Source organism: Arthrobacter sp. LT660, assembly GCF_056172845.1.
In genome coordinates, this window is the sequence record NZ_CM149651.1 from 3,514,688 (window position 1) to 3,537,186 (window position 22,499).

The 22,499-nt window shown below is 69.7% G+C and carries 24 protein-coding genes; 15 read left to right on the forward strand and 9 right to left on the reverse strand.

What is annotated here, in order from left to right; translation table 11 throughout:
- Positions 1–212: 212 nt before the first annotated feature.
- Positions 213–1,664: a plasmid pRiA4b ORF-3 family protein gene (locus AC0QSG_RS16430; RefSeq protein WP_475376186.1), complete on the forward strand. Its 1,452-nt coding sequence runs from the start codon at positions 213–215 to the stop codon at positions 1,662–1,664.
- A 597-nt stretch (positions 1,665–2,261) separates the two neighbouring features.
- Positions 2,262–2,513 (forward strand): hypothetical protein, encoded by a 252-nt coding sequence (locus tag AC0QSG_RS16435; protein ID WP_475376187.1) that lies wholly within the window; start codon positions 2,262–2,264, stop codon positions 2,511–2,513.
- A 34-nt stretch (positions 2,514–2,547) separates the two neighbouring features.
- On the opposite strand, the gene AC0QSG_RS16440 is transcribed toward AC0QSG_RS16435, so the two are convergent.
- Positions 2,548–3,186 (reverse strand): nuclease-related domain-containing protein, encoded by a 639-nt coding sequence (locus AC0QSG_RS16440; RefSeq protein WP_475376188.1) that lies wholly within the window; start codon positions 3,184–3,186, stop codon positions 2,548–2,550.
- A 252-nt stretch (positions 3,187–3,438) separates the two neighbouring features.
- On the reverse strand, positions 3,439–3,672 hold the full coding sequence (locus AC0QSG_RS16445) for a hypothetical protein (protein ID WP_435727361.1): 234 nt from the start codon (positions 3,670–3,672) through the stop codon (positions 3,439–3,441).
- A 1,122-nt stretch (positions 3,673–4,794) separates the two neighbouring features.
- Between AC0QSG_RS16445 and AC0QSG_RS16450 the strand changes: the two genes are divergently transcribed.
- From AC0QSG_RS16450 to AC0QSG_RS16460, 3 genes are all read left to right on the forward strand, one after another.
- Complete coding sequence (locus AC0QSG_RS16450) at positions 4,795–5,034, forward strand: hypothetical protein (protein WP_435727362.1); 240 nt, start codon at positions 4,795–4,797, stop codon at positions 5,032–5,034.
- A 660-nt stretch (positions 5,035–5,694) separates the two neighbouring features.
- A complete protein-coding gene (locus AC0QSG_RS16455) occupies positions 5,695–7,275 on the forward strand; it encodes an HNH endonuclease signature motif containing protein (protein ID WP_475376189.1) in 1,581 nt (526 codons plus the stop codon).
- A 20-nt stretch (positions 7,276–7,295) separates the two neighbouring features.
- Positions 7,296–8,003 carry an alpha/beta fold hydrolase gene (locus AC0QSG_RS16460; RefSeq protein WP_475376190.1) on the forward strand — a complete coding sequence of 236 codons (708 nt, stop codon included), beginning with the start codon at positions 7,296–7,298 and terminating at the stop codon, positions 8,001–8,003.
- Between the two features lie 45 nt (positions 8,004–8,048).
- Here AC0QSG_RS16460 and AC0QSG_RS16465 read toward each other — a convergent pair whose 3' ends face one another.
- Positions 8,049–8,582, reverse strand: coding sequence for a hypothetical protein (locus tag AC0QSG_RS16465; protein ID WP_475376191.1), 534 nt, complete (start codon positions 8,580–8,582; stop codon positions 8,049–8,051).
- 80 nt (positions 8,583–8,662) lie between these two features.
- Between AC0QSG_RS16465 and AC0QSG_RS16470 the strand changes: the two genes are divergently transcribed.
- Positions 8,663–9,148 (forward strand): peptidase associated/transthyretin-like domain-containing protein, encoded by a 486-nt coding sequence (locus AC0QSG_RS16470; RefSeq protein WP_475376192.1) that lies wholly within the window; start codon positions 8,663–8,665, stop codon positions 9,146–9,148.
- A 132-nt stretch (positions 9,149–9,280) separates the two neighbouring features.
- Entirely contained in the window at positions 9,281–10,237 is a 957-nt protein-coding gene (locus tag AC0QSG_RS16475; protein WP_435727368.1) for a hypothetical protein, read from the forward strand.
- Positions 10,238–10,304: 67 nt separating this feature from the next.
- Here AC0QSG_RS16475 and AC0QSG_RS16480 read toward each other — a convergent pair whose 3' ends face one another.
- Positions 10,305–10,940: a PepSY domain-containing protein gene (locus AC0QSG_RS16480; RefSeq protein ID WP_475376193.1), complete on the reverse strand. Its 636-nt coding sequence runs from the start codon at positions 10,938–10,940 to the stop codon at positions 10,305–10,307.
- 74 nt (positions 10,941–11,014) lie between these two features.
- Positions 11,015–11,653 (reverse strand): CG0192-related protein, encoded by a 639-nt coding sequence (locus tag AC0QSG_RS16485; protein WP_475376194.1) that lies wholly within the window; start codon positions 11,651–11,653, stop codon positions 11,015–11,017.
- A 346-nt stretch (positions 11,654–11,999) separates the two neighbouring features.
- On the opposite strand from AC0QSG_RS16485, the gene hrpB reads away from it, so the two are divergent.
- The 3 genes from hrpB to AC0QSG_RS16500 all read left to right on the forward strand — a co-directional run bounded on the left by hrpB (position 12,000) and on the right by AC0QSG_RS16500 (position 15,475).
- Positions 12,000–14,663 (forward strand): ATP-dependent helicase HrpB, encoded by a 2,664-nt coding sequence (hrpB, locus tag AC0QSG_RS16490; RefSeq protein WP_475376195.1) that lies wholly within the window; start codon positions 12,000–12,002, stop codon positions 14,661–14,663.
- A gap of 106 nt (positions 14,664–14,769) precedes the next feature.
- Positions 14,770–15,078 carry a hypothetical protein gene (locus AC0QSG_RS16495; RefSeq protein WP_475376196.1) on the forward strand — a complete coding sequence of 103 codons (309 nt, stop codon included), beginning with the start codon at positions 14,770–14,772 and terminating at the stop codon, positions 15,076–15,078.
- 49 nt (positions 15,079–15,127) lie between these two features.
- Positions 15,128–15,475, forward strand: a complete 348-nt coding sequence (locus AC0QSG_RS16500) for a hypothetical protein (RefSeq protein WP_475376197.1) — start codon at positions 15,128–15,130, stop codon at positions 15,473–15,475.
- Between the two features lie 47 nt (positions 15,476–15,522).
- On the opposite strand, the gene AC0QSG_RS16505 is transcribed toward AC0QSG_RS16500, so the two are convergent.
- From AC0QSG_RS16505 to AC0QSG_RS16515, 3 genes are read right to left on the reverse strand one after another with little or no spacing between them, the layout of a single operon-like run.
- Positions 15,523–16,812 (reverse strand): dihydrolipoyl dehydrogenase family protein, encoded by a 1,290-nt coding sequence (locus tag AC0QSG_RS16505; protein WP_475376198.1) that lies wholly within the window; start codon positions 16,810–16,812, stop codon positions 15,523–15,525.
- A gap of 32 nt (positions 16,813–16,844) precedes the next feature.
- The gene (locus tag AC0QSG_RS16510; protein WP_475376199.1) at positions 16,845–17,267 is read right to left on the reverse strand and encodes a YkvA family protein; all 423 of its coding nucleotides are present in this window, start codon (positions 17,265–17,267) and stop codon (positions 16,845–16,847) included.
- 4 nt (positions 17,268–17,271) lie between these two features.
- Positions 17,272–17,721, reverse strand: coding sequence for an HD domain-containing protein (locus AC0QSG_RS16515; protein WP_435727384.1), 450 nt, complete (start codon positions 17,719–17,721; stop codon positions 17,272–17,274).
- A 159-nt stretch (positions 17,722–17,880) separates the two neighbouring features.
- Here AC0QSG_RS16515 and AC0QSG_RS16520 point away from each other — a divergent pair, with 159 nt between their 5' ends.
- Together AC0QSG_RS16520 and AC0QSG_RS16525 are read left to right on the forward strand one after the other, a co-directional pair.
- A complete protein-coding gene (locus AC0QSG_RS16520) occupies positions 17,881–18,282 on the forward strand; it encodes a hypothetical protein (protein WP_475376200.1) in 402 nt (133 codons plus the stop codon).
- Between the two features lie 59 nt (positions 18,283–18,341).
- The gene (locus tag AC0QSG_RS16525) at positions 18,342–19,394 is read left to right on the forward strand and encodes a lactonase family protein (RefSeq protein WP_475376201.1); all 1,053 of its coding nucleotides are present in this window, start codon (positions 18,342–18,344) and stop codon (positions 19,392–19,394) included.
- A 51-nt stretch (positions 19,395–19,445) separates the two neighbouring features.
- On the opposite strand, the gene AC0QSG_RS16530 is transcribed toward AC0QSG_RS16525, so the two are convergent.
- Positions 19,446–19,685, reverse strand: coding sequence for a hypothetical protein (locus AC0QSG_RS16530; protein WP_475376202.1), 240 nt, complete (start codon positions 19,683–19,685; stop codon positions 19,446–19,448).
- A 389-nt stretch (positions 19,686–20,074) separates the two neighbouring features.
- Between AC0QSG_RS16530 and AC0QSG_RS16535 the strand changes: the two genes are divergently transcribed.
- The 3 genes from AC0QSG_RS16535 (at position 20,075) to AC0QSG_RS16545 (ending at position 22,389) form a co-directional block, all read left to right on the forward strand.
- Entirely contained in the window at positions 20,075–20,755 is a 681-nt protein-coding gene (locus AC0QSG_RS16535; protein ID WP_435727390.1) for a fasciclin domain-containing protein, read from the forward strand.
- Positions 20,756–20,911: 156 nt separating this feature from the next.
- A complete protein-coding gene (sigK, locus tag AC0QSG_RS16540; protein WP_475376203.1) occupies positions 20,912–21,487 on the forward strand; it encodes an ECF RNA polymerase sigma factor SigK in 576 nt (191 codons plus the stop codon).
- Positions 21,487–22,389 carry an anti-sigma factor gene (locus AC0QSG_RS16545; RefSeq protein WP_475376204.1) on the forward strand — a complete coding sequence of 301 codons (903 nt, stop codon included), beginning with the start codon at positions 21,487–21,489 and terminating at the stop codon, positions 22,387–22,389. The genes sigK and AC0QSG_RS16545 overlap by 1 nt, the downstream gene beginning before the upstream one ends.
- Positions 22,390–22,499 lie beyond the last annotated feature (110 nt).

Genomic DNA, 22,499 nt, shown 5'->3' on the forward strand with positions numbered 1-22,499 from the left:
TGAGTAGCTCAGCCGCCCTGGTGAAGAACTCGGACCGCGAAATGCCCAGCTGTTGGGCTGCCGATTCGGCCTGCTGAAATGTATGGTCGGGGATGGAGATCGCTGTCTTCATTCCCTAAGTATAACTCCGTTATACCGCTGGGAGAAGGTGACTAGCGGGCGGGTCTCGGGGTTGACGAGACGGTCACGGGCGCGTCCGGCAGACTTGACCCATGGATAAACGCACGCTTCTGACCGTCCACGTCGAGCTCGTCGGATCGGAACCTGCTATCTGGCGGACGCTGGAGATCGACGCCGCCATGGGGCTGGACCGCTTCCACCGGGTCCTGCAGGCCGCGCTCGGCTGGACCGACTCGCACCTGCACCACTTCATGGACCGCGACCCCTATGCCACTCCCCGCGGGCATCAGCGACGGGACACGCGATTCTGGCAAATGACCGAGATCGGCGGCGCCCTCGAACGGTTCGAGGAGGACGGACCGAACCAGTTCCCCGAAACCGGCGAGACGGTCGCGGGCGCGCTCCGCCTCGCCGGCGACACGCTCTGGTACGAATACGACTTCGGCGATGGTTGGATGCACACCATCCGCCTCGTGTCCGAACGTCCCGCGAACGTCGAGGATCCGGAAGCGCTGGTGCTCGACGGTGCCCTGCGCGTTCCGCTCGAGGACGTGGGTGGTCTCCACGGCTGGTACGCGGCGCTTGAGGCGCGCGCTCTTGCCGGGGCGCGACCCGAGGACCCCGACGCCGCCGAGGTGGCCGAGTGGATCGACGCGCAGGACACCTACTGGACGCCCTTCGAACCCGAGGTGTACGACGTCGGTGCCGCCAGCTCCGCGGTCTGCTTCGCCTTGGGCAGGCCCTACGGGCGTGATGGTGGTGATGCCGGCGTCGTGCCCGTGGGCGCGCCGGGGGATTTCGGACACCTGGCGGCGCGTTGGCTGGCTGACCTGGACGACTACCCCGCGTTCTCCTTCGCGGCAGCGCTACACCGCGCGGGCGTCGACCCGCTGGGCGAGCCGGATGCTGTCCCGGCCTCGGCGCCGGTTGGTGCGGCGGGCGCCGTCGAACCCTTCCGCTGGTTGGTTCAGGCGTGCGCTGGTGACGGGCTGCCGCTGACCGCGGCCGAATACCTGACGCCCGCCGCTCTGCGCACGGTGATCGCCGGCCTCGGCTGGGAGGAAGAGAGCAGCGTCCGTCTCGGCGGCAAGACCGAGGTCAATACGCACAGCATCCTGTTCCTGCGCGAGGCCGCCATCCGGGCGGGCCTGCTACGCGCCGAGGGGCGGCGGCTCGTGGCGACCGCGGCCGGACTCCGGGTGGCGCGCTCCACCGGCTCCCTGTGGAGCCACCTGGTGAGGCGCGCCGTTCCCCGGAAGGCGAACGCCGTCCAGCGGCACTACGCGATGCTTTGGCTGATCGTCGCGGCCGAGGGTGCTGCAAGCCGCGATCAGTGGATCGACCGCGCGCTGGAGGGCCTGGGCATGCTGGGCTACGAACGCCGCGACGGCGAGCCGCTGACGGTACGGGACGCGCCGGCGCTGCCGGAGCCGCTGGGCCAGGTCCTGCGCGTGGTGGGGATGGGGCCCGGGGCAACGGGATGCTGGTCCGCGGGACCCAACCCCGTGCAACGGGCGTTCGCCCGGGCGGTTTTGGAGTCCTGACGGGCAAACCGCCGCGCGCGAGACGACGCAGGCAGGTCCCAAAGGGCCGGTCCGATTGGGCCCGTCCGAGAACGGGAAAGCGCGCAGACACGTCCCGGGCATCTTTCATCCGCGGGCTTCGCCAAGGACGCCAACGCCCAGCGGAAGGTGAAGCAGTTGGCGGGAACGGCCTCCAGCGCCGGGCGCGGTCCGCCCTCGCCTGAGCGGACGACGCCGGCTCGGCCCCCACGGTGGGCGACCGCGTCGGCGTCGTTCTGTTGAGGTGCTGGCGTTCGGCGTCGGGTCTCTGGCATTGGGCCTTCGGCGTTGAGTGTCCGGACTAGGGGTCGCGCGGCGGGATCGTGGGGTCCGGGCGCGGGATCTCCGGCTCGGGGACGGGGGACGGGCCCGGCTCAGGCGAGGGCTCGGACCCGGTCATCGGTGGGTGGACCGGACAGTCCCTCCGCGCTCGTGGCGGGCGGTGAAGGGCCACTAGACCTCCACAGGCATCATCGACCCAGCAGGCCTGGTGCCAGAACAGACCGCCGGAGTTTCGTGGGCGTTTCTAAATTGGCACGCACCCGTTCGGGAGTATCTCCACCGAGTCAACGCGCGCTGTTGAATATGGCCGACGGCGGTGCCACCGTGGAGGCACGGGACCACACGCGGGAGGACACAGTGGGGAACCACCAGCACGAGGACGAGCGGTACAAAAAGTACTACAACCCGCCGCCGCACGGCGAGGTGCCGCAGGATCCCAAGGTTCGGGCGGCCCGGCAAGCGGGCTCGGAGGTCGAGGGCGAGGAGCCGACCTCGGGTGAGCCGGCGCCGGATGGCCCTGCATCGCGAGGTCCGGCGGGCGGGCGCTAACCTATACGGCACCGGCGTCGAGCCATTGCGTTGTCTATCGGGCTGCGAGCATATCCGCGAGTAATGGCAGAGCAGTCGGCAAGGAGGCCGCGGCTCCCAGGAATCCGGCGAAGGCGACGCCTGCCCACGCCATGCGGCGGCGACGCGCCCCGCGGACGCGCCATTGTAGGGCTGCGAAATTGCCGGAGACTGCGGCGGGCGAATCTGCTGGTGTGGGATTCTTGTGCCACGTTTCGGGTCGAGCCGCAGCGGCGCCGACGGCGGCAACTTGTGCGGGCGTGAGGGTTGGCCGGAGCCGCTTGAGGTGCCGCAACAACTGGCCGTCGGTGACGGCGGCCACGGCGGGGAAGCGGTCCTTCACCTTGAGGTTTTTGGCCCCGACGAAGACGAGCACGCCGGACACCTGTACATCCTGTCCGGACGCGGCGGACAGCAGCTTGGCCGCGTGCGTCGCCTCGTGGGCGGCAGCGTGGACGTAGCGCTGCTTCTTTCCGGACACGAGGACGGCCTTCCCTGCGATCCAGATGGCCTGGCCGGCGTGGTGTTTGGTGTTCAGCGTGAGCACGCCGGCGGGCCCGATGACGACGTGGTCGATGTCGGAGTCGCCCGATCCCACGGGCACAGCGTGCAGGACCGTCCATTCGGGACCGATGTTTTGGAGCAACCGACCCACGCGGGCCTCGCCGAGTGCACCTTGGTACCAGGGCCACGCCTCGGTACTGAGTGGACTGGCTCCGAATACCCGCCGCAACCACGAGCGTTCGGGGTCGTTCCGGTGAATTTCGAGACAGGCACTCATCGCCGCCTGACCGGGTATCCGGTTCCGGAGGTTACCCAGTGTCCCTTCAACGCCGTGTTCGGATATCGGCATGTTCATGGTCATGTTCTGGCCCGCTTCGGCGCAGCAAAAATCATGAGGCTTGTCCTAATGCCCACCTTCGACCCGCAATCCTTTCAACCGCAGGGCCTCCGCCACCCAGGACTCACCGGTAAGGGCAGCGGAAAGACTCAGAAGGCGCATGTCTTGCAGCATCGGCAGCGATACAAGATCGCCGACTTTTCCGCCGTTCTTCTTGTTGAAGATCCTGACCGGTCGAGGGTGGTTCGGATCGCCGTGCTCGCGGAGTCGTTCGTCGATCGACTTGCTGGTCTGACCCACATAGACCGTCTTGGCAGCAGTGGACAGGCCTGATACTTCAACTGTGTAAATCTTATATTCGCGCCCCTTACGGTTCTGCGTGGCAAGGCTGGCGTCGAATTCCCGTCGATGCTGGAGTATGCGTTTCCAACGGGTGGCGACCGGACTAGGGGCATAACAACCGCGCGGGCAGAATGCGACGTGGTTGTTCCTGGTGGGCAGTGCATCTGGGTGCCACCAATCGAGCAGCTGGATTGCACTGCCGCAATCACAGTTTGCTCCCAGGGCTGACGAGTGCCATCCGGGAACCCGGGCGCTCTTCCAAGGAGGAGCGCCAGCTGCGAGTCCGGCGCCGCGGCTCACCGCTACGAATCCGGACTCCCCGGAAGGGACGAAATCCGCCGTCGACCGAACGGGTGAAAAGCCGCGGGACCCCGCGAAGCACACGTTCCAGCCGCGCGGACCAGCGTGCCAAAAGAACTTCGTGTCCTTGGCTAATTTTTTAGCCTGAGCAGCTGACAGATTTCGGAGCTCTACGGCTGGCCACGCCACCCGACCGCGAACCTTCACCTCTATGTCGGAAGCTTTGGACCTGCTCGCGAGCGCGGTTGCCAAAAGACCATTTCTGGGCTGCCGGAAACGAGGGAGCATTGGAACGAGTGTCAGCCCCGGTTCCGGTGTCTTCGAAAAGATCCGATCCGCCGGATACTGCACGGCGAGTCTTTCTGCCATAGTGAGCGCGATTCGCGCTTGTTCCCCCATGGAACATGACACTAGCCCTTGCCATTGATATCGGACAGCCAGGTGATCCGCCGGTCTGATGAATAACGTAAAGCGGGTCTGGACCGTGGCGAATACGGCCCACTGCCAACCTCCCAGACCTTGCCCGTCTAAATTACGGCCCGCCTGGCCCACGCCGGCTTCGCCACTGTCAACGCCTCCTGAATCGCGACCTTATGCGTCCTTGAACCAGCCGTCGTTCCCGCGCAGGGTGCCACTAATCAAGCCGTCTGCGCCGTTGATGATGATGACCCAGCCGGCGAATCCGCCGCGAGTTCTCCCAAGCCACATGAAGACAAGCCGACAGGGGCTGTCATGCCTACGATGGTGTTATTACAACCGAGAGGGATGGCCGTGAGCGACATGGGCAACAATCAGTTTGGCGGAGGCGCCGCGGACGCCGGGCGCTTGGCGCACGCGAGGAACAGGGCCTTGGCCGCTAGGGACCGCGCGGCGGGATTGGCCCGCGATCCGGAGATTCAGCGCAAGGCCAAGCAGGTGTTCGGCACGGCCCAGGAACTGTACAAGGTCGCGTCCGGGCCCGAGGCCAGAGTGGTCTACCGGAAGGTGGCCCAAGCCGTGAAGGAGACGTGGAAGCGCTGAATTGATGGACGCCCGTTAAGTCAATACCGTTGCCGCCCCGCTTCGGGCGTCCGCACCGTCGTAGGTCCAGTGTGGCGAGGAGGCGCCGCCGTCACCGTCGTGCCGTTGGCAAGGCGTCGGCGTCGTACGTTGCCTCGTGGTGGGCGACCGCACCGGCGTCGTTTTGTCGTGGTGTTGGCGTTCGGATCAGGCGTCGCGCGGCGGGCCCGTGGGATCCGGGCGCGGGATCTCCGGCTCGGGCACGGGGGAGGGGCCCGGGTCCGGCGCGGGGTCCGGCGAGGGTCCCGGCTCGGGCGAAGGCTCCGGCCCGGGCATCGGTTGGGGAAAGGGCGACGGATCCGGGAACGGTCGGCCGGGATCGGGGGTGGACGGGGCCGGCTCGGATGGTGGAATGCTCATCTGGATCTCCGTTCTGGGTGTGCTGCCGCGCTGCGCGGACGGCTGGTGCTCCGGGTTACGATCCTCGTCCGGTCGAGGATGCGCAAGGGATCGAAGAATCCGCCGCGGCCGCGACCCCACCGGCGGCGGACCGGGGGCCCTCGGTGGTTGTGGCGAGCGGCGATGGGCCACTCGACCTCCACAAGGAGCGGAGAAGTATCGGTTGTCCCCATTGGACCGGAAGCGATTCAAATCGAAGACATATTCGAACAAGATGGATGTATGACTTCCTCGGTGGCGGAGCTGACGACCCAAGGACCGGACTTCCGGTCGCTGGGGACTTTGGTGCGCGGAGCGACCGAGGCCTTCTCGTCCCATCCCTTGAGCCGCGATGAACTTGCTGCGCTGCTTCCCGAGATCGAGCGGTTGCACCACGAGGTCCAGCGTGCCCAGATTGTCGCGGCACAGGCCGCGGATCGTGAAAACATCACCCTGCTCGGCGCGGCGAAGGCGGCGGGCGGCCACGCCGAGTACAAGTCCACGGCCGACTATCTCGCCAAGACCCTCCTCATCAGCCAAGCCGAGGCACGCAAGCGCCTTCAGGCCGCCGACGCCGTGCTTCCGAGCAAGTCGTTGACCGGTGAAACCCTGCCCCCGAGGTATCCCGTCGCCGCGCGTGCCGTCGAGTCGGGGGACTTGTCGGCCACGCTCGCGGGGCAGATTGCCGGCAAGCTCGCGCGCGTCACCCCCGTAGCCAGACAGCTCCCGGAAGGCGGCCAGCGCGAACTCGACGCCATGGAGACGAGCCTCGTGGAAACGGCGCTTCAGGCCGGGCCGGAGACCATGCACAAGGTCGCGGACGTGTGGGAACTCCGTCTGGACCAGGACGGCAAAGAACCCTCCGAGGAAACCAAAAAACTTATGCAGGGCGTCTTCGATTGCGGACGCAAGTTCGGGATGCGCATCATCAAGCTGATCATGGACGACGCGCAGGCCGAACAGCTGCTGGCCGCCTGCGCACCGGCGGCTAATCCTCGCACCGGCCCTCGCAAGGCGGCACCCGACGCAACGGGGTCTCCGATCGGTGGACCGGAGGATGAGACTGACGCGGGGGCCGCCACCGCGCCAGAGCCAGAGACGCCCGACGCCGTGACTGGCGCCGTGACTGGCAGCATGGCCGGCACCGCGACCGGCAGCATGGCCGACGCGGACACCTACGCCGAGACAGCCGACGGTGAAGCCGTGCAGGCGCCGGAGGATCCGCGCACCCGCCCCCAGCGTCTTTTGGACGGGCTACTCGGCGCGCTCGGCGTCGCGCTCGCCACGAACAAGCTTCCGCGCAACGGCGGCAACCGCCCGCAGGTCATGGTCATCATCGACTACCAGACTCTCCTCGGACAGGTCGCCGAACGCGGGAAGCAGATTTCCGAAGCCGTCCACAGCGGCACCATCAACCCCCGGCACATCCGCCGGATGGCCTGCGACGCGGACGTCATCCCCGTCGTCCTCGGCAGCGCCGGACAAGTGCTTGACGCGGGTAGGTCCGAACGGCTATTCACCGAGGAACAGCGAAAAATCCTGTACGCGAGGGATCGAGGATGCACCTCGGCCGGATGCCCGGTGCCCGGCGACGCCTGCGAGGCGCACCACGTCGAATGGTGGTCGCGCGGCGGCCAGACCGACTGCTCGAACGGCGCCCTCGTCTGTCCTTTCCACCACCACCTGCTGCATGACGGGGAGTGGGAGATACGGATGATCAAAGGCGTCCCCTTCTGGATCCCGCCAGCACGTGTGGACCCCGATCGACGGCCGCTTCGCAACACCTACTTCCATCCGGAGCTGCACCTTGCGCTCTTCGACTAGCACGGAGGTATCGTCTGCACATGGACATCATCCTGGTACCCGGATTCTGGCTGGACGCGTCCTCGTGGGACGAAGTGACACCGCCGCTGACGGCCGCCGGGCACCGCGTCCACCCACTCACCCTGCCCGGCAAGGATTCGGTGCACGCGCCACGCGCCGGCATTGGTCTGCGCGACCACATCGACGCCGTGACGGCCGTGGTCGATGGCCTGGACGGCGGCCCTGTGGTGTTGGTGGGGCACTCGGGCGGCGGGGCCATCATCCACGGCGCCGTGGACGCGAAGCCTGACCGCGTGGCGCGCGCCGTGTACGTGGACTGCGTCCCTCTCGGCGACGGCGGGCTCATCAACTACGAGCTCCCGGCCGACGGCGACGAAGTCCCCTTGCCGGACTGGGACGTGTTCGGGGACGAGGACCTGGTCGGGCTGACCGGCGAGATCAAAGAGGCCTTCCGCACCCGCGCCATTCCGGAGCCGCGCGGGGTTGCGCAGGACAGGCAGCGACTCGCCGACGAGCGCCGCTTCGACATCCCGGCCACCGTGATCACCTGCGAGTTCCCGTCCGAGATGCTCCGGGGCTTGATGGACGAAGACCATCCGTATCCGTCCGAACTCAAGCGCATCAAGGACTTTGAGATGGTGGACCTCCCCACCGGGCACTGGCCGCAGTTCACCCGGCCAGCGGACCACGGGGAGGCGATCCTCGCCGCCGTCGATCGGACGTCCTGACAGCGGGCCGATAGATCCGCCACAGTTTCGCCACAGTACGGCCTCCTAGGCTCGAGACCAGTCGAACAGCACGGGAGAAGACGCCATGAAGAACACCAACACCTCGGCGAAAAGCTCGCCGCACAAGCCGGCGCATAGCCCGGCGGGCAACTCAGCGCACAATCCGTCGAACGGCCCGCGGCGGGCCCCGGCGAACTGCCCCGCGGACCGCATGGCCCGCGTCCGCAACCGGACGCTGCCCCGACCTGACGAGGACATCGAGGACCAGGGCCTCGGCTTCGACGTCGACACCCTGCTGCGCCGCCGCAACGTCCTGCAGGCGTTCGGCCTCGGCACCGTGGCGTTCGGACTGGCGGCCTGCGGGGCGACGGGCACGACGTCGTCCTCGTCCTCCGCGACGGCGGGCGCATCCGGCGGCGAGATTCCCGACGCGACCGCCGGCCCGTATCCCGGGGACGGCTCCAACGGACCGGACGCGCTGGGGGAGAGCGGCATCGTGCGCAGCGACATCCGCACCAGCTTCGGCGAATCCACCACCACGGCCGAGGGCGTCCCGATGGCGCTCGAACTGACGATCACCGACCTCGCCAACGGCGGCGTCCCGTTCGCCGGCGTCGCCGTGTCACGTCTGGCACTGCGACCGCGAAGGGCGCTATTCCATGTACTCATCGGGCGTGGAGTCGGAGAACTACCTGCGCGGCGTCCAAATCGCGGACGACGACGGCAAAGTCACCTTCACCAGCGTCTTCCCCGCCTGCTATCCCGGACGCTGGCCCCACATCCACTTCGAGGTCTACCCCGACCGCGATTCCATCACGGACGCGGCCAACGCGATCGCCACCTCGCAGGTCGCTCTCCCGCCTGGGGCGTGTGAAGTCGCGTACGCCACCGCGGGCTACGAATCCTCCGCCCGGACCCTCGCCGGAGTCACGCTGGAGTCGGACAACGTCTTCGGGGACGACGGCGGCGCCACCCAACTCGGCGCCACCACGGCCGGGACCGCCGACGGCTACACGGTCCGCCTCACCGCCGGTGTGGACACCACCACGGCGCCGGTCGCCGGCGGCACGGGCGGGCCACCGGCCGGTGGAAAGGGTGCTCGGCCGGATCCCCGGGGACCCGGAACCGCCGGGGAAAACGGCTAGGAAGCGCATGCGGAAACCGTGGCGCCAGCAGGCCGTTGTCGCGCCAGAATCCCGGGCGTAGCCTTAAGGCATCGAGGCCACGGCCGCGGTTTTCCTGCCCTCCGGCACGCGCCAGGTTTCTAAGGAATAACCATGAAAACGCGTTCCCGGAAGGGAGCCCCGGATCATCTCGGCTCCATCGGTCTTCTCTTGGTTTCACTGCTTTTGTTCCCACTGTTCCTCGCCACGCCGGCCGCCGCCGCGGTCTCGGTGTCCCGGGCCGAACTCACGGGCACCTCCCTCCGGCTGGAAGGCACGGCCATCGCCAGCCGGACCATCACGGTCGACGGCATCGCCATGGGCACGAGCGACGGGAAGGGCCGCTTCAAAATCGACCGATCGTCCTTCGTTGCCCCGGCCGACTGCACGGTGGACGTCAACGACGGCTCGGCCACGGCAACCTCGGCGCGACTCTCGGGATGCACCGTGCAAGGTAGCCCGCCGCCGAGCAGCCCGCCCCCGACCACCCAAACCGCGCTGTCCACGCTGGTGCTGAGCCAGACGACCGTGGTGGGTGGCAATCCGGTCACCGGTACGGTGACGCTCACGGCGGCCGCGCCCTCCGGCGGGTTCACCGTCTTCCTGAGCAGCAACAACACGACCGTCGCAACCGTTCCCCCGTCCGTGACCGTTGCGGGAGGAGCGACGAGGGCCAGCTTCGAAGTCGCCACGGTGGCCGTCACCAACAGCCAATCCTCGACCATCATCGCCACGGCCGAGGGTGTGACTCGTTCCTCGACGCTGACAGTCACGAACGAACAGAGCAGCACCACCGGAAGCGTTTCGCTGTCCCGTGGTGGAACCGGGTCGGGGCGCGTCACGTCGTCGCCCGCGGGCATCGACTGCATCTTCACCTCGAATGACACGTCCGGCACCTGCAGCAACGCGTTCTTCCCTGCGGGCACGGAGGTCCGGCTGGAGGCGCGGGCCGCCGACGGATCGAAGTTCATCGGCTGGGAGGCAGAGAACAGCTGCCCCGACGCGCCGAAGGTCACCATCCTCGCCGGCATCGCACACATCTGCAGGCCCGCGTTCGTCGTGAACAACTAGGGGGAGGTGGAGAACCAGAGCGCCATGGACAATTAGAGGGACGTGGACAACAGGGGGAAGCCGGAACCTACTTGACGATCTCGCCGCTGGCGGCGTCGACCAAGACCTCGATCATCTCCTCGCCGTCCGTGCCGAACTCGACCTTCCACACGACGACGTTGTCCTCGTCCTCGATCTCCGCCTTCAGGAGATCCTGGTCGGCGGCCTCGCCGCGGGCTGTCTCGAGAGCCTCGGCGAGCGGGACGGTGGCGGACCGGATCCGGTCCAACTCGCCGGCGTCCGTGTCTTCCGGCTCGCGAGCCCCGGGGTTCTGGCCCGAGGAGTCGACCTCGATCTGGAAGAGCTCTTCGCCGTCCAGGACCTCGAGTTCCCAGCTTCCGCCCCCGTTGTCCTTCCGCTCGATGCCGACCGCCTGGCGGCCGTCGGCCTCGACGGTCTCGATCGCGGTGGCGATCGCATCCCCTCCCTCGGCGCTCGCTGGCGCCGACGAGCTGGCGGATTCCGTCGCCGAGCCGGACGCCGATTCGGACGCGGACGCACTTGCGGGGCTCGAACTGTCCTGCGATGAAGGGGCGGCCGTGGGACCGCCTGCCGCACCGTCGTCGGCCGCGTCCGAACCGGTGTTGTTGCTGCAGCCCGCCAACAGCGCGACCGCCAGCGTTCCGCCTGCGACGGCGGCCAATGCCTTGCTATGAGTCGTCATGAATCCGGAATACCACGGTCCAGGGCGTCGCAATAGGGGTGCGTGTCGTCGTCGAAGGCGGAAACGAATTCCGGTCAGTTGCCCTCGTGGTTCAGCGACGCGAGCTGGACCGGTTCCTGCCGACCGGCCCACGTTGCGGTCAGCGCCCAGTTGCCGCCGATGTGCCCTCCCAGGTCCAGGACCCGGGACACGGACAGCACCAGGTCCCCGGAACGGACGACGGTGTGTTCGTCCTCGGTGACCGGGCTGCGGATTCCCATGCGCGGGGCGAGCGGGAGAACAGGTCCCAGGCTCTTGATCAGTATCGACGGCTGTCGGACCTCCGTGCCGCCGTTGACCTCGGTGACTTCCTGCGCCTGCGGCTGGCCCGCCACCATAGCGCCCACCAGTGCGGCGATGTATACGTGGTCGCCGCACCCGTCGTAGACCCATCGCGGACCGAGAACGGAATGCTCCATGGTGCCCACGAGCCACTCCTCGGCGCAGTCCAGGGGAGCCGCCCGGTAGGTCAGCGGCAAGTGATAGACCGTGCCGTCCAGGGACATGAGGAACGTTTCGACGCCGACCTCGCCGTCGGGGTCGTCGAACCGGTAGGCGCCCACGCGAGCCAGCGACGCCAGATTGCCTCCCCGGAACCACGGCTGTGCCGGCAACCAGGCCGCGACGAGCTCACGCTTCGAGGGCCGCAGCTCGGCTTGGTGGATCAGTGCCATGTGACGAGTGTAGGTTCCCCAAGGCGTCCATGGGGGAGTCCGCGGGATCGTATGCGTGCCGTTCCGGAGCCATGAGGGGCGAGTACTGAGGGCGGGGCCGCTCGGAAGTCCGGCCGGTCCCATTCGTCCCAGCACTCGCCCCGGAACTCGTCCTAAGCCGTGCCCTTCGTGAGCGGTTTTGAACTGTCCTGAGCGAGTTTGAGCGCACCGCGATGGGCTGACAAGGGGGTTTGCGCGGGCGGTCCCGCAAAGCCGTTCACGACGGTACGGCGGCGGCGCGCGATACGGCGGCGGCACCTGGCACGGCGGCGGCGGGGGCCAACCCTGCGGCGGGCAGAATGGACGGGTGACTTCCGCCCCGCAGGACCCCGCGCGCAGTGCACCGTTCGACCTCCCGTCCATCGGCGCCGGCCTGACCTTCGCCGTGTCCCTGAACGACCTCGCCGCGGCACTGGGCGCGGGCGGGGAGGCGGGCACCGCCGTCGTGCAGGCGCCGCCCGGAACCGGCAAGACAACGCTCGTCCCGCCGCTCGTCGCGAATCTCGTCGCCGGGGCGCAATCGACGCAAACCTCCTCGCCGCGCCGAACCAACCGCCCGCGCGTCGTCGTCACCCAACCGCGTCGCGTCGCCGCGCGCTCGGCGGCCCGGCGCCTCGCATCGCTGGACGGCACGCCGCTCGGGGACCGCGTCGGATACACCGTCCGCGGCGAGCGCCACGCCGGCCCGGACACGCTCGTCGAATTCGTCACCCCCGGCATCCTCCTGCGCCGCCTCCTCGCCGACCCTGGCCTCGACGGCACCGCCGCTGTCATCATCGACGAGGTCCACGAGCGCGGCCTCGAGACCGACCTGCTCGTCGGGCTGCTCGGCGAGGTCCGCCAGCTCCGCGGGGACCTCACGCTCCTGGCGATGTCCGCCACGCTCGACGCCCCGCGCTTCGCCGCGCTGATCGGAGCGCACGACGGCGCCGGCCCGGCCGCCGTCGTCGACTGCCCGTCCGCGCTGCACCCCTTGGACGTGCGGTGGGCGCCGGCGTTGGCGGCCCGGATGGACGAGCGTGGGGTGACGCGGGCGTTCCTGGACCACGTGGCGGACACGGCCGCCGCGGCCCACGCAGGGGCGCTCGCCGAGGACGCCGACGTCGACGCGCTGGTCTTCGTGCCCGGAGCGCGGGAGATCTCCCACGTGGCGTCGCGGCTCCGCGGCCGGTCCGCCGGCACGGAGGTGTTGGAGCTGCACGGGCAGGTGGAACCGGCGCTGCAGGACCGCGCCGTGTCCGGCCGCGGGCCCAGCGGCGCGCCGCGGATCATCGTGTCCACGTCGCTGGCGGAGTCGTCGCTGACCGTGCCGGGCGTGCGGCTGGTCATCGACTCCGGCCTCGCCCGCGAGCCCCGCCGCGACTCCACCCGCGGCATGTCCGGCCTGGTCACGGTGTCCTGCTCGCGCGCCTCCGCCGACCAGCGCGCCGGCCGCGCCGCCCGACAGGGGCCCGGAACGGTGGTGCGCTGCTACGACCAGCGCACGTTCGGGGCCGCCCCCGCCCACCCGACGCCGGAGATCGCCGCCGCCGACCTGGCCGGCGCCGCGCTGGTCCTGGCCTGTTGGGGATCCCCCGGCGGCGAGGGCCTCGCGCTGCCCGACGCCCCACCGGCCGCCGCGATGGCCGACGCCGTCGCGGTGCTCGAGGCGCTCGGGGCGGTCGACGACGACGGGCGGGCCACCGCGCTCGGCCGTTCGTTGTCCCGCGTGCCCGCCGACCCCCGGCTGGCCCGCGCGCTGCTCGACGGGGCCACCGTCGTCGGCCGGCGGACCGCGGCCGAGGCCGTCGCTCTGGTCTCCGGCGACCTCCGCGCGCCCGGGGCGGACCTCACCCGACTGCTCGCGGGGCTGCGCTCCGGGCGGGAACCCGCGGCGCGGCGGTGGAAGGACGAGGCGAAGCGGCTGGAGGGGCTCGCGCGGCAGGAAGGGCCCGGCGTCGTCCCCGCCGAACCCGTCCCCGCGGGCGAGGCACTCGGATTCGTGGTGGCGCTCGCGTTCCCGGGCTGGGTGGCGCGCCGCGTGGAGTCCAAAGCGGGGGAGTCCAAGCCGGGGGAGAGCTACCTGCTCGCGTCCGGCACGCGGGCGGGTCTTCCGGCCGGGAGCCCGCTGGCCGGCCACGAATGGCTCGCCGTGGCCGAGGTGTCCCGCGCGCAGGGCCGCGACGCGGCCGGGACCGGCGCCGTGATCCGCGCCGCGGCCCCGCTGGAGGCAGAAACCGCAGAGGCCGCCGCCGCCCATCTGCTCCACGAACGCGTGGAGGCGCGGTTCCGGCAGGGCAGGATCGCGGCACGGCGCGAGCGCGTCCTCGGTGTGATCGTGCTGTCCTCGACGCCGGTGCGGCCGACGGCCGAAGAGGGGCGCGACGCCGTGGCCCGCGCCCTCGCGGAGGACGGGCTGGGCGTGATCGGATGGTCCGCCGACGCCGACGGGCTGCGGCGGCGCATGGCCCTGCTCCACCGCGAACTGGGCGACCCGTGGCCGGACGTCTCCGAACCCGCGCTGCTGGCCCGCCTCGCCGACTGGCTCGCGCCGGAACTGGAGGCGCTCGCCGGCGGGAAGCCCTCCGGTGCCGTCCGGCTGGCGGACCCGTTGCGGCGGCTGCTGCCCTGGCCCGAGGCCGCGCGGCTCGGTGACCTGGCGCCGGAACGGCTGGAGGTGCCGAGCGGTTCACGGGTGCGGATCGACTACCCGGACGTCGACGGCGGCGGCAGGCCCGTCGTGGCCGTGAAGCTGCAGGAGTGCTTCGGGTGGGCGGACACGCCGCGCGTGGCGGATGGACGGGTGCCGCTGTTGTTCCACCTGCTTTCCCCGGGCGGGGCGCCGCTGGCGGTGACGGACGACCTGGCGTCGTTCTGGTCCGGGCCCTATGCGCAGGTGCGCGCCCAGATGCGCGGCCGCTATCCGAAACACCCCTGGCCGGAGGATCCGTGGACGGCGCCGGCGACGGCGCGCACCAAAAAGCGCATGTAAGCGGCCAGTGGTGTGACGCACGTCTTATGACGCATCGGTTTCATTCCGTCGGAGGCCGTGGATAGGGTCGATGTGACGGCCATCGCATGACGGGCGACACAGTGCTGTGGCGCCGACGACCCAGGGGACGCTGACCATGAACGACATCCTGACCGAGGCACTCGGTTTGCTCGCGGACACCGACGCGGAGGACAGCGGCTCCGAGGCCCGCGGTCGCCGCGCCCACGCGCGCGTGCTGGCGATGATCGAGATGGCGCGCGCGGCGGACGACACCCGCCGCGAACAGCGGATCGCGAACCTCCTGCTCCTGGCACAGTTGGACAAGAAGGACTCCGGTTGGGCGCTCAAGGAGGCCCGCCGCCTCATCGCCGAGGACGCCGGAGCGGAGACGGCGCCGGCGAAGGCCGCCGCCTGAGTCCAGGCACGCACGCTTCGACCCGATCCGCCCACAGGAAGGCAACACGATGACCAACGAAATCCCCGACGCCACCGACCACGCGATGGACGCCACCGAAGGCCACCCCGACGAGGAGCTGTCCGGGTTCGTCTCCGAGGACGACCGGCCCGAGCACAACATCGCCGACGAGCAGCAGGACGCAACGCCGGGCCCGGAGACGGAGAACAACCCCGGTGGCCTGGGTGCCACGCCCGTCTCCGCAGGCTCGCCGGACGAGGATCCCGAAACCGTGGACGACCCCGAGGACCGCCTCGACGGAACGCTGCGGAACATCGACGGGCTGGCACCCGGCGCCGGCGTGCCGCCGGAGGACGTCTCCGAGTACTCGGACAGCAACGAGAACGAAGCAAGCTGATCGTCCGGCAGGTCCGCCCGGTGACGACGTTCGCGGACCGGATGCCGTCAGACGTCGAACTTGTCCAGCGCGGCCAGATACGCCTCGTGGAACGTCGGGAACTGGGCAACCTGGTCGCGCAGCAGCGAAATCGGCAGCTCGGCCCGGACGGCCAGCGCTGCGTAGTGGATCCACTCGCCGGCCTGCGGACCTACGGCCCACGCGCCGACCAGGACCTTTCGCTCCGTGTCCGCCAGCAGGCCGAGGACCGCCTTCGGCTCCCGCTCGTACGTCCACGGCCGGGCCAGCGCCGCGGCGGCATCGAGCTCCACGGACTGAACGCCTAGGCCGCGGTCGCGGGCCTGCCGCCCGGTCATCCCGACGGCGGCGATCTCCGGGATTCCGAAGACCACCCGGGGGATCCCGCCGTACGTGGCCTCGCGGTCCCGGCCCAGGATGTTCTCGGTGGCAACGCGCGCCTGGTACTTCGCGACGTGGGTGAACGGCATGACGCCGGTGACGTCGCCGACCGCCCACACGCCGTCGGCCGCCCGGCAGCGGGAATCCACGACGACGTCGCCGTTCGGTCCCAGCTCCACGCCGAGCGACTCCAGACCGAGGTCCGCGGTGTTCGCCTTCCGCCCCGTGGCGAAGACGACGACGTCGGCGGCGACCCTCGAGTCGGCGTCGTTCCCCTCCGTCCCGGCCCCGCCCGCGTGCTCCAGCTCCAGGACGCTGTCGTCGCCGTCGCGGCCGAGCAGCGAGTCTCCCCGGTGCACCAACGTGACCTCGACACCGAAGCGCGAAAGGAAAGTGGCGGTCTCGACCCCCACGGCGCTGCCGCCGACGACGATCGCGCGGGCCGGGAGCGTGGTGGCCGTGTAGGTTTCCCGGTTGGTCCATGCAGTGATGTCGTCGATTCCGGGCAGCTCCGGCAGCACGGGGACGGTGCCGGTCGCGACGACGATGTGCCTCGCGGTGAGCTCGCGGTCGCCGGCCCGGACGCGTCCCGGTCCGATCGCCCGTCCGGCCTCCTTGACCACGGTGGCACCCTGCCCGGCGTAGCCTTCGACCTGTTTGGCGTCGTCGAGGTGCCGGATCATGGTGTCCCGGTAGTCGCTGGCCTCCCGCCAATTCAGGGAGGCGCCGCCGACGCCGGCCGCGCGGTCGGCCTCGGACCGCGCCTCCGCCGGGCGCAGCAGGGTCTTGGAGGGAATGCACGCCCAATAGCCGCACTCGCCGCCGATGAGTTCGCGTTCGACGACGGCGACGTCCAGCCCGGCGTCGATCAGTTGGCTGGCGGCGACCTCGCCGCCGGGGCCCATGCCCAGGATGATCGCATCGAAATCGTGGTCCATGCGCCCACCGTCTCACGGGCGGGCGCCGGGGACTATGGGGCGGCGGATTTGGTTCCGGCGAGGCGCTCGATCACGGCGAGTCCCGCCGGGGTCCCGGGCCAGTGCCGGCGGAGCGCGTCGGGCCCGGCGGACCGAACCACGGAGCGCAGCACCAGAGCGAGCACGACGACGTCGTCCGCGTAGCCGATCACGGGCAGGAAGTCCGGCACCAGATCCAGCGGGAACAAGAGATACGCCAGCAGCAGGCCCAGCTTCACGCGGACGGACCGGGGCATGGACGGGTCCGCGGCGAGGCGGCGGATGGTGCGGAGCAGGTCCGGCAGCAGGCGTAGGGCGTCGGTCATGGCGACGGTTTCCGGGTGCCGGCGGGCGTAGGCCCACAACGCCAGCAGCAGCACCGCGTACACGGCCGCCAACCCCACGAGGACACCGACCAGCGGTTCCCACCAGTCCACCGGCTCAACCCCCGAGGATTTCGAGCGCGTGCCGGTACTTGCCGGCCAGCCGCTCCGCCTTGACCGGGTCGCCGGCGCGCAGGACCCGGACGCGCTCCGGGTCCGTGTTGTCGGCGATGTCCGCGAGCTTGACAGCCAGGGCGACGGGGTTCGCGCGGATGGCCCGGTAGTAGTCGTCCGATCCCATTTCAGGCGTACGGGTCAACAGCACGACGGCGGTGACGACGTCCTCGGCAATGCCGGCGCGGAGGAGCTCGTCGGCGCCGATGCCGCAGTCCTCGATGGTGTCGTGCAACCAGGCGGCCGCCACCTCCGCGGGAGCCGTGAGGCGGCCGGCCACGCGCGCCGGATGGCTGATGTAGTCCGCCCCCGCGTGGTCGGTCTGGCCGCGGTGCGCGATGGTGGCTACCGCGCGGGCGGCGGCGACCTGCGGGTCGGTTTCCTCGGGGCGCATGGCGTCCTCTTCTGTGGTGTGCGGCGGGGGATGTGCAGTGGGCCGCGGCGGTGGTGCGGGTTCGGTGCCCTCGGCAAGAACGAATGTACCGGGCGGCGCCGACGCTTTGGGCACGTCCCCCGCGGCCAAAGTGTCGGGGGTGGTCCCTAGCGTGGAACCATGATGGAGACAGCGGTCGGGGCGCCCCGGCAAGACACGTTCACCCAGGCGGACCTGCGGACCCTGGAGCAACTGATGGCGCAGTTCGAGCCGGAGGTCCCGCTTGAATGGCAGCTGGATGTCGGCGACGTGAACAGCGGCTGGCACGGCCTCGAACACGTCGGCCGGATCCCGGAGCTGGTCCACCGTCTGGGCGACGGCGATTGGCTGGTGCTGCAGACCAAGGGGGACGAGACGAACCTCCGGTACGCCCAACTCATGGGAAACGAGGGCAACGAACCCGGGACGTCTCCGGGTGACAACCAGTGGCTGACGCGCGAGGATGCCATTGATGTCGTCTCGGCATGGGCCCGCGGTGGACGCTTCCTCTCCGGCTACGGCGCCTGCCTGCACATGTACTAGTGCGGAGTGGCCGGTACTAGGCTGAACGGGAAACCGGCAGCCACCCGAAGGACGCACCGATGAGCCCTGTCAACGTTTACATCTCCTGCCCGGCGGGCAACGCCGTCGACGGCTTCGAACTCGACACCGAAACCGGGAAGCTGACGCCGTCCGGGCGGCAGGAGGGGCAGGCGTCGGTCGGGTCGGTGGCCCAGGACCGGGCGCGGGGGCTGCTGTACGCCGGCCTGAACCAGGACGCCGCCGCGGTCGCGAGCCTGCGCGTGGGAACCGGCGGCCTGCTCACGGCCGTCGGAACGGCGCCGCTCCACGCGCGCACCGCCTACCTCTCCGTGGACCCGCACGGCCGGTGGCTCTTCAACGCCTCCTACCACGACGATGTCGTGCTGGCCCTGCCGCTGGACGCGGACGGCGCGCCGGGCGACGGCGCCCCCGTGCGGATGACCCCGGGCGGCAAGGCGCACTGCGTGCTGCCCAGCCCGGACGGGGCGTTCGTCTATGCGACGTCGCTGGGGGACGACCGGATCGTCTGGTACCGCCCCGAGGAGGCCTTCGAAGAGGCCGGCCACGTCGACTCGGCGCCGGGCTCGGGCCCGCGCCACCTGAGGTTTTCCGCTTCCGGAGACGTCGTCTACGCGCTCCACGAGATGACCGGAACCGTGGCCGTCTACACCCGCGACGCGGGCACGGGCGCGCTCGAGGAGATCCAAGTGGTCGGATCCGTCCCCGAGGAGCTCGGGCTGGTTCCCGGACACGCGCGCGGCTCGGGACGCCCCGACCCGGGTCCGGATGCGATCTGGTGCTCGGACGTCCAACTGGGCGCGGGCGGCCGGTACCTGTTCACCACGGAACGCTCTTCCAGCACCGTGACGGCGTTCGCAGTGGATCCCGACAACGGGACTCTCACCTTCCTGCGGACCACGGACACGGAGACGCAACCGCGTGGAGCCGGCGTCGATCCGTCCGGTTCCTTCTTGTTGGTGTGTGGCCAGCGATCCGACCACGTCAGCGTGTACCGGATCGGTGAGGACGGGCTACTGGAGACCACGGACCGGGCGTCCACCGCCGAAGGGCCGATGTGGATCGAGACGCTGGAGCCGGTAACTGCCCCCTAGCGGCGGGGCCGCGCCACGCGGCAGTCGGCCGGCGTCTGCTCGGCCGCCACCCTACTTCTGATCGACGGGGGCCTCGCCCTCGGGCAGAACGGGGTGCCCGTCATGATGGGGGTGCTTCGGGTGGGCGGCCTCCTGTTCCTTGAGGTGCTTCTCGAGTTTTTCCTCTGTGTCGTGCCGCCGCTGCGACAAGTTGCGCAGCTCGCTGTTACCCAGTTCGAAGTCGTTGTTCTTGCGCGCGGGCGATGCGCGTTTGCTTCCACGGCCTGTGCCGCCGTCGTTTTGGTTACTCATGAACTCATCGTTGCATCATGGGCCCGGTCGGGAAAGGGATAACCGCCCGCTCTTCACCGGAGCGTCAGCTACCGTTCATACGCGACCGGAATCCAGCACCGGGAAAGGCCGTGGGGGACGCCGCCGGGTTCGAGGACCGACAGCAACGACTGGAGAACCCCGCGTGGTTGACCGTCGGATCCACTGGTTTGTCCACCGTCGGTTCCTCCCCTTGGGCAGCGTCCCCGCCTCGCCGGACGCCCTGGCCGGAGGACCTCAGGGGATCCCCGAAAAAAGTTTCTCAACCCGATCCAATCCGATCCCGGACCCGCTCCGAACTCACCTCGACAGCCCGCACCGACAGGTCGGGAAACAGGCGGCCCCCGGGCCGAGGCATTAGGAGAAACACCATGAAGCGCATGAACAGCAAGTTCGCAAAGGCACTCGGTGTGGTCGCGGTTGCGTCCCTTGGACTCACGGCCTGCGCCGGAGGAACCGAAACCGCCCCGGAAGAGCCGGCATCCTCGGCTCCGGCCAGCTCGTCGGCCGCCGCCACCTCGGCTCCGGCCTCGGAGAGCGCGGCCATGGATCCCGCGGCCAACCTCGTCGGCCCCGGCTGCGAAGGCTACGCCGAGCAGGTTCCGGACGGTGAAGGCTCCGTCGCCGGCATGGCGCAGGACCCGGTAGCGGTTGCCGCATCCAACAACCCGCTGCTGACCACCCTGACCGCGGCCGTCTCCGGAGAGCTGAACCCGGACGTCGACCTGGTTGACACCCTCAACAGCGACGAGTTCACGGTCTTCGCCCCGGTCGACGACGCATTCGCCGCCATCCCCGAGGCCGACCTGACGGCCGCCGTCGAGGACGCCGACACGCTCTCCTCGATCCTCACCTACCACGTGATCCCCGGCCAGCTGACCCCCGACGAGGTTGTCGGAATGCAGACCTCGGTCCAGGGAGCCGACGTCGAGATCACCGGCAGCGGCGACGAGCTGATGGTCAACGGAGCCAGCGTCATCTGCGGCGGCGTCCAGACAGCCAACGCCACGGTGTACCTCATCGACACCGTGCTGATGCCGCCGGCCGAGTAGTAGCCGACAGCAATGGTCAGCGGGGCCGGCACGGAGGAACGAACGTCCTTCGGGCCGGCCCCGCTGCATGGGGCCCGCGGGCGGCACGGGGCCGCGGCGACACCCGGCAGGGTGTGCGGCAGCGCCGTCGTTCGTGAGACTCTAGACTCCATGCGAATGTCATGGCTCCGCGTCGCGGACGCGGAATCCCCGCCCACGCAGGAGGACCTGCTCCGAGGAGTCGCCAAAGGCGACGAATCGGCCTTCGAGGCACTGTACGACGACGTCTCGCCGATCGTCTTCGGCCTGGTCCGCAAGGTCCTCCGGGACGAGGCGCAGAGCGAGGAAGTCACGCAGGAGGTTTTCGTGGAGGTGTGGGAGCAGGCCGGGCGGTTCGACCCGGCCCGCGGCAAGGCCGTCTCCTGGATCTGCACGCTGGCCCACCGCCGCGCGATCGACCGCGTCAGGGCCAGCCAGGCCAGCCGCGAGCGGGACATGCGCCAGGGCATCAAGGAGTTCCAGGAGTCCTACGACGACGTCCAGGACACAGTGGAGCTCCGGGCCGACGGCGAACGGGTCAACAAGGCGCTGGAAACACTCAGCGAGGCACAGCGGGAGGCGATCCGGCTGGCCTACTACGGCGGATACTCGCACAGCGAGGTCGCCGGACTGCTGCAGGTTCCGGTGGGCACGGTGAAAACGCGAATACGCGACGGAATGATCAAACTTCGAGACACGTTGGGAGCGGCCTGATGGAGAACGACCAGAAACACCTGACTGGCGCCTACGCACTCAATGCGCTCGACAAGGAAGAACGCGAGGCCTTCGAGGCGCACGCCGCAGAATCGCGTGAGGTCCGCGAGGAGGCCGAAAGCTTCGAGGAAACCGCCGCGATGCTGGCCCTCGGCGTGGAACCGGTGGCACCGCCACAGCGGGTCAAGGACAACGTGATGGCCGCGATCCGCGCCAAGCGCCAGGCCGAGGCGGACAACGCCCCGACCCACGACGCCGGAGCTCGCGACGCCGGCACACACGGCGCCGGGGCGCAGGGCGTCGAGCAGCACGCGCCGACCTGGCCCCCTTCCGGCGTCAATCCCGCGGCCCCGGCGAACCCCGCGACCGGCGGCAACGTCGTGGACTTCGGTGCCGAGCGCGAGCGCCGTTCCGCGAACCCGCGGACCGTGCGCTGGCTGTCGGCCGCCGCGGGCGTGCTGCTGGTCGCCACCGGCGGACTGGCCGGCGTCGTCGCAACACAGAACTCCGAACAGGACCGCCTGCAGGAGCAGTTGGCCGCCGTCAGCGGCGACAACGAGGAGCTCTCACGCCTGTTCGCGGCCTCCGACCTGAAGAGCGCCAGCCAACAGATGGAGGGCGGCGCCGTCGTCAACCTGGCCTACGCGCCCTCGGCGGGCATGATGGCCGTGTCCGCCCACGGGCTCCCGGAGTTGCCGGCGGACAAGGCCTACGAGCTGTGGCTGATTTCGCCGAACGGCGCGACGCCGGCAGGCCTCCTGGGCATTGAGGCGACCGCAGCCGGCGAAATGCGGATGGTCACCGGGGAAATGGCCGGGGTGACCCACTTCGGGATCACGGTCGAACCCTCCACGGGATCGCCCGAGCCGACCACGGAACCCATCATGTTGCAGGAGCTGTAGCCCGCGACCTGCGCTTTCGCAAAAACAAACACAAGAAGCCCCGGTCGGATCCAATCCGTTCGGGGCTTCGCTCCGAAGTGGCTATGTACCTATTGGGCGGCACCACCGTC

Excerpts from the sequence above, each read along its gene's own strand:
- AC0QSG_RS16455 (WP_475376189.1), top strand. The coding sequence starts at position 5,695 with ATGACTTCCTCGGTGGCGGAGCTGACGACCCAAGGACCGGACTTCCGG.
- AC0QSG_RS16480 (WP_475376193.1), bottom strand. The coding sequence starts at position 10,940 with ATGACGACTCATAGCAAGGCATTGGCCGCCGTCGCAGGCGGAACGCTG.
- AC0QSG_RS16530 (WP_475376202.1), bottom strand. The coding sequence starts at position 19,685 with ATGAGTAACCAAAACGACGGCGGCACAGGCCGTGGAAGCAAACGCGCA.
- AC0QSG_RS16545 (WP_475376204.1), top strand. The coding sequence starts at position 21,487 with ATGGAGAACGACCAGAAACACCTGACTGGCGCCTACGCACTCAATGCG.
- AC0QSG_RS16515 (WP_435727384.1), bottom strand. The coding sequence starts at position 17,721 with ATGCGCCCCGAGGAAACCGACCCGCAGGTCGCCGCCGCCCGCGCGGTA.
- AC0QSG_RS16475 (WP_435727368.1), top strand. The coding sequence starts at position 9,281 with ATGAAAACGCGTTCCCGGAAGGGAGCCCCGGATCATCTCGGCTCCATC.
- AC0QSG_RS16450 (WP_435727362.1), top strand. The coding sequence starts at position 4,795 with ATGGGCAACAATCAGTTTGGCGGAGGCGCCGCGGACGCCGGGCGCTTG.
- AC0QSG_RS16470 (WP_475376192.1), top strand. The coding sequence starts at position 8,663 with ATGTACTCATCGGGCGTGGAGTCGGAGAACTACCTGCGCGGCGTCCAA.
- AC0QSG_RS16525 (WP_475376201.1), top strand. The coding sequence starts at position 18,342 with ATGAGCCCTGTCAACGTTTACATCTCCTGCCCGGCGGGCAACGCCGTC.
- AC0QSG_RS16505 (WP_475376198.1), bottom strand. The coding sequence starts at position 16,812 with ATGGACCACGATTTCGATGCGATCATCCTGGGCATGGGCCCCGGCGGC.
- AC0QSG_RS16535 (WP_435727390.1), top strand. The coding sequence starts at position 20,075 with ATGAAGCGCATGAACAGCAAGTTCGCAAAGGCACTCGGTGTGGTCGCG.
- AC0QSG_RS16500 (WP_475376197.1), top strand. The coding sequence starts at position 15,128 with ATGACCAACGAAATCCCCGACGCCACCGACCACGCGATGGACGCCACC.
- sigK (WP_475376203.1), top strand. The coding sequence starts at position 20,912 with ATGTCATGGCTCCGCGTCGCGGACGCGGAATCCCCGCCCACGCAGGAG.
- AC0QSG_RS16460 (WP_475376190.1), top strand. The coding sequence starts at position 7,296 with ATGGACATCATCCTGGTACCCGGATTCTGGCTGGACGCGTCCTCGTGG.
- AC0QSG_RS16520 (WP_475376200.1), top strand. The coding sequence starts at position 17,881 with ATGATGGAGACAGCGGTCGGGGCGCCCCGGCAAGACACGTTCACCCAG.
- AC0QSG_RS16485 (WP_475376194.1), bottom strand. The coding sequence starts at position 11,653 with ATGGCACTGATCCACCAAGCCGAGCTGCGGCCCTCGAAGCGTGAGCTC.
- AC0QSG_RS16430 (WP_475376186.1), top strand. The coding sequence starts at position 213 with ATGGATAAACGCACGCTTCTGACCGTCCACGTCGAGCTCGTCGGATCG.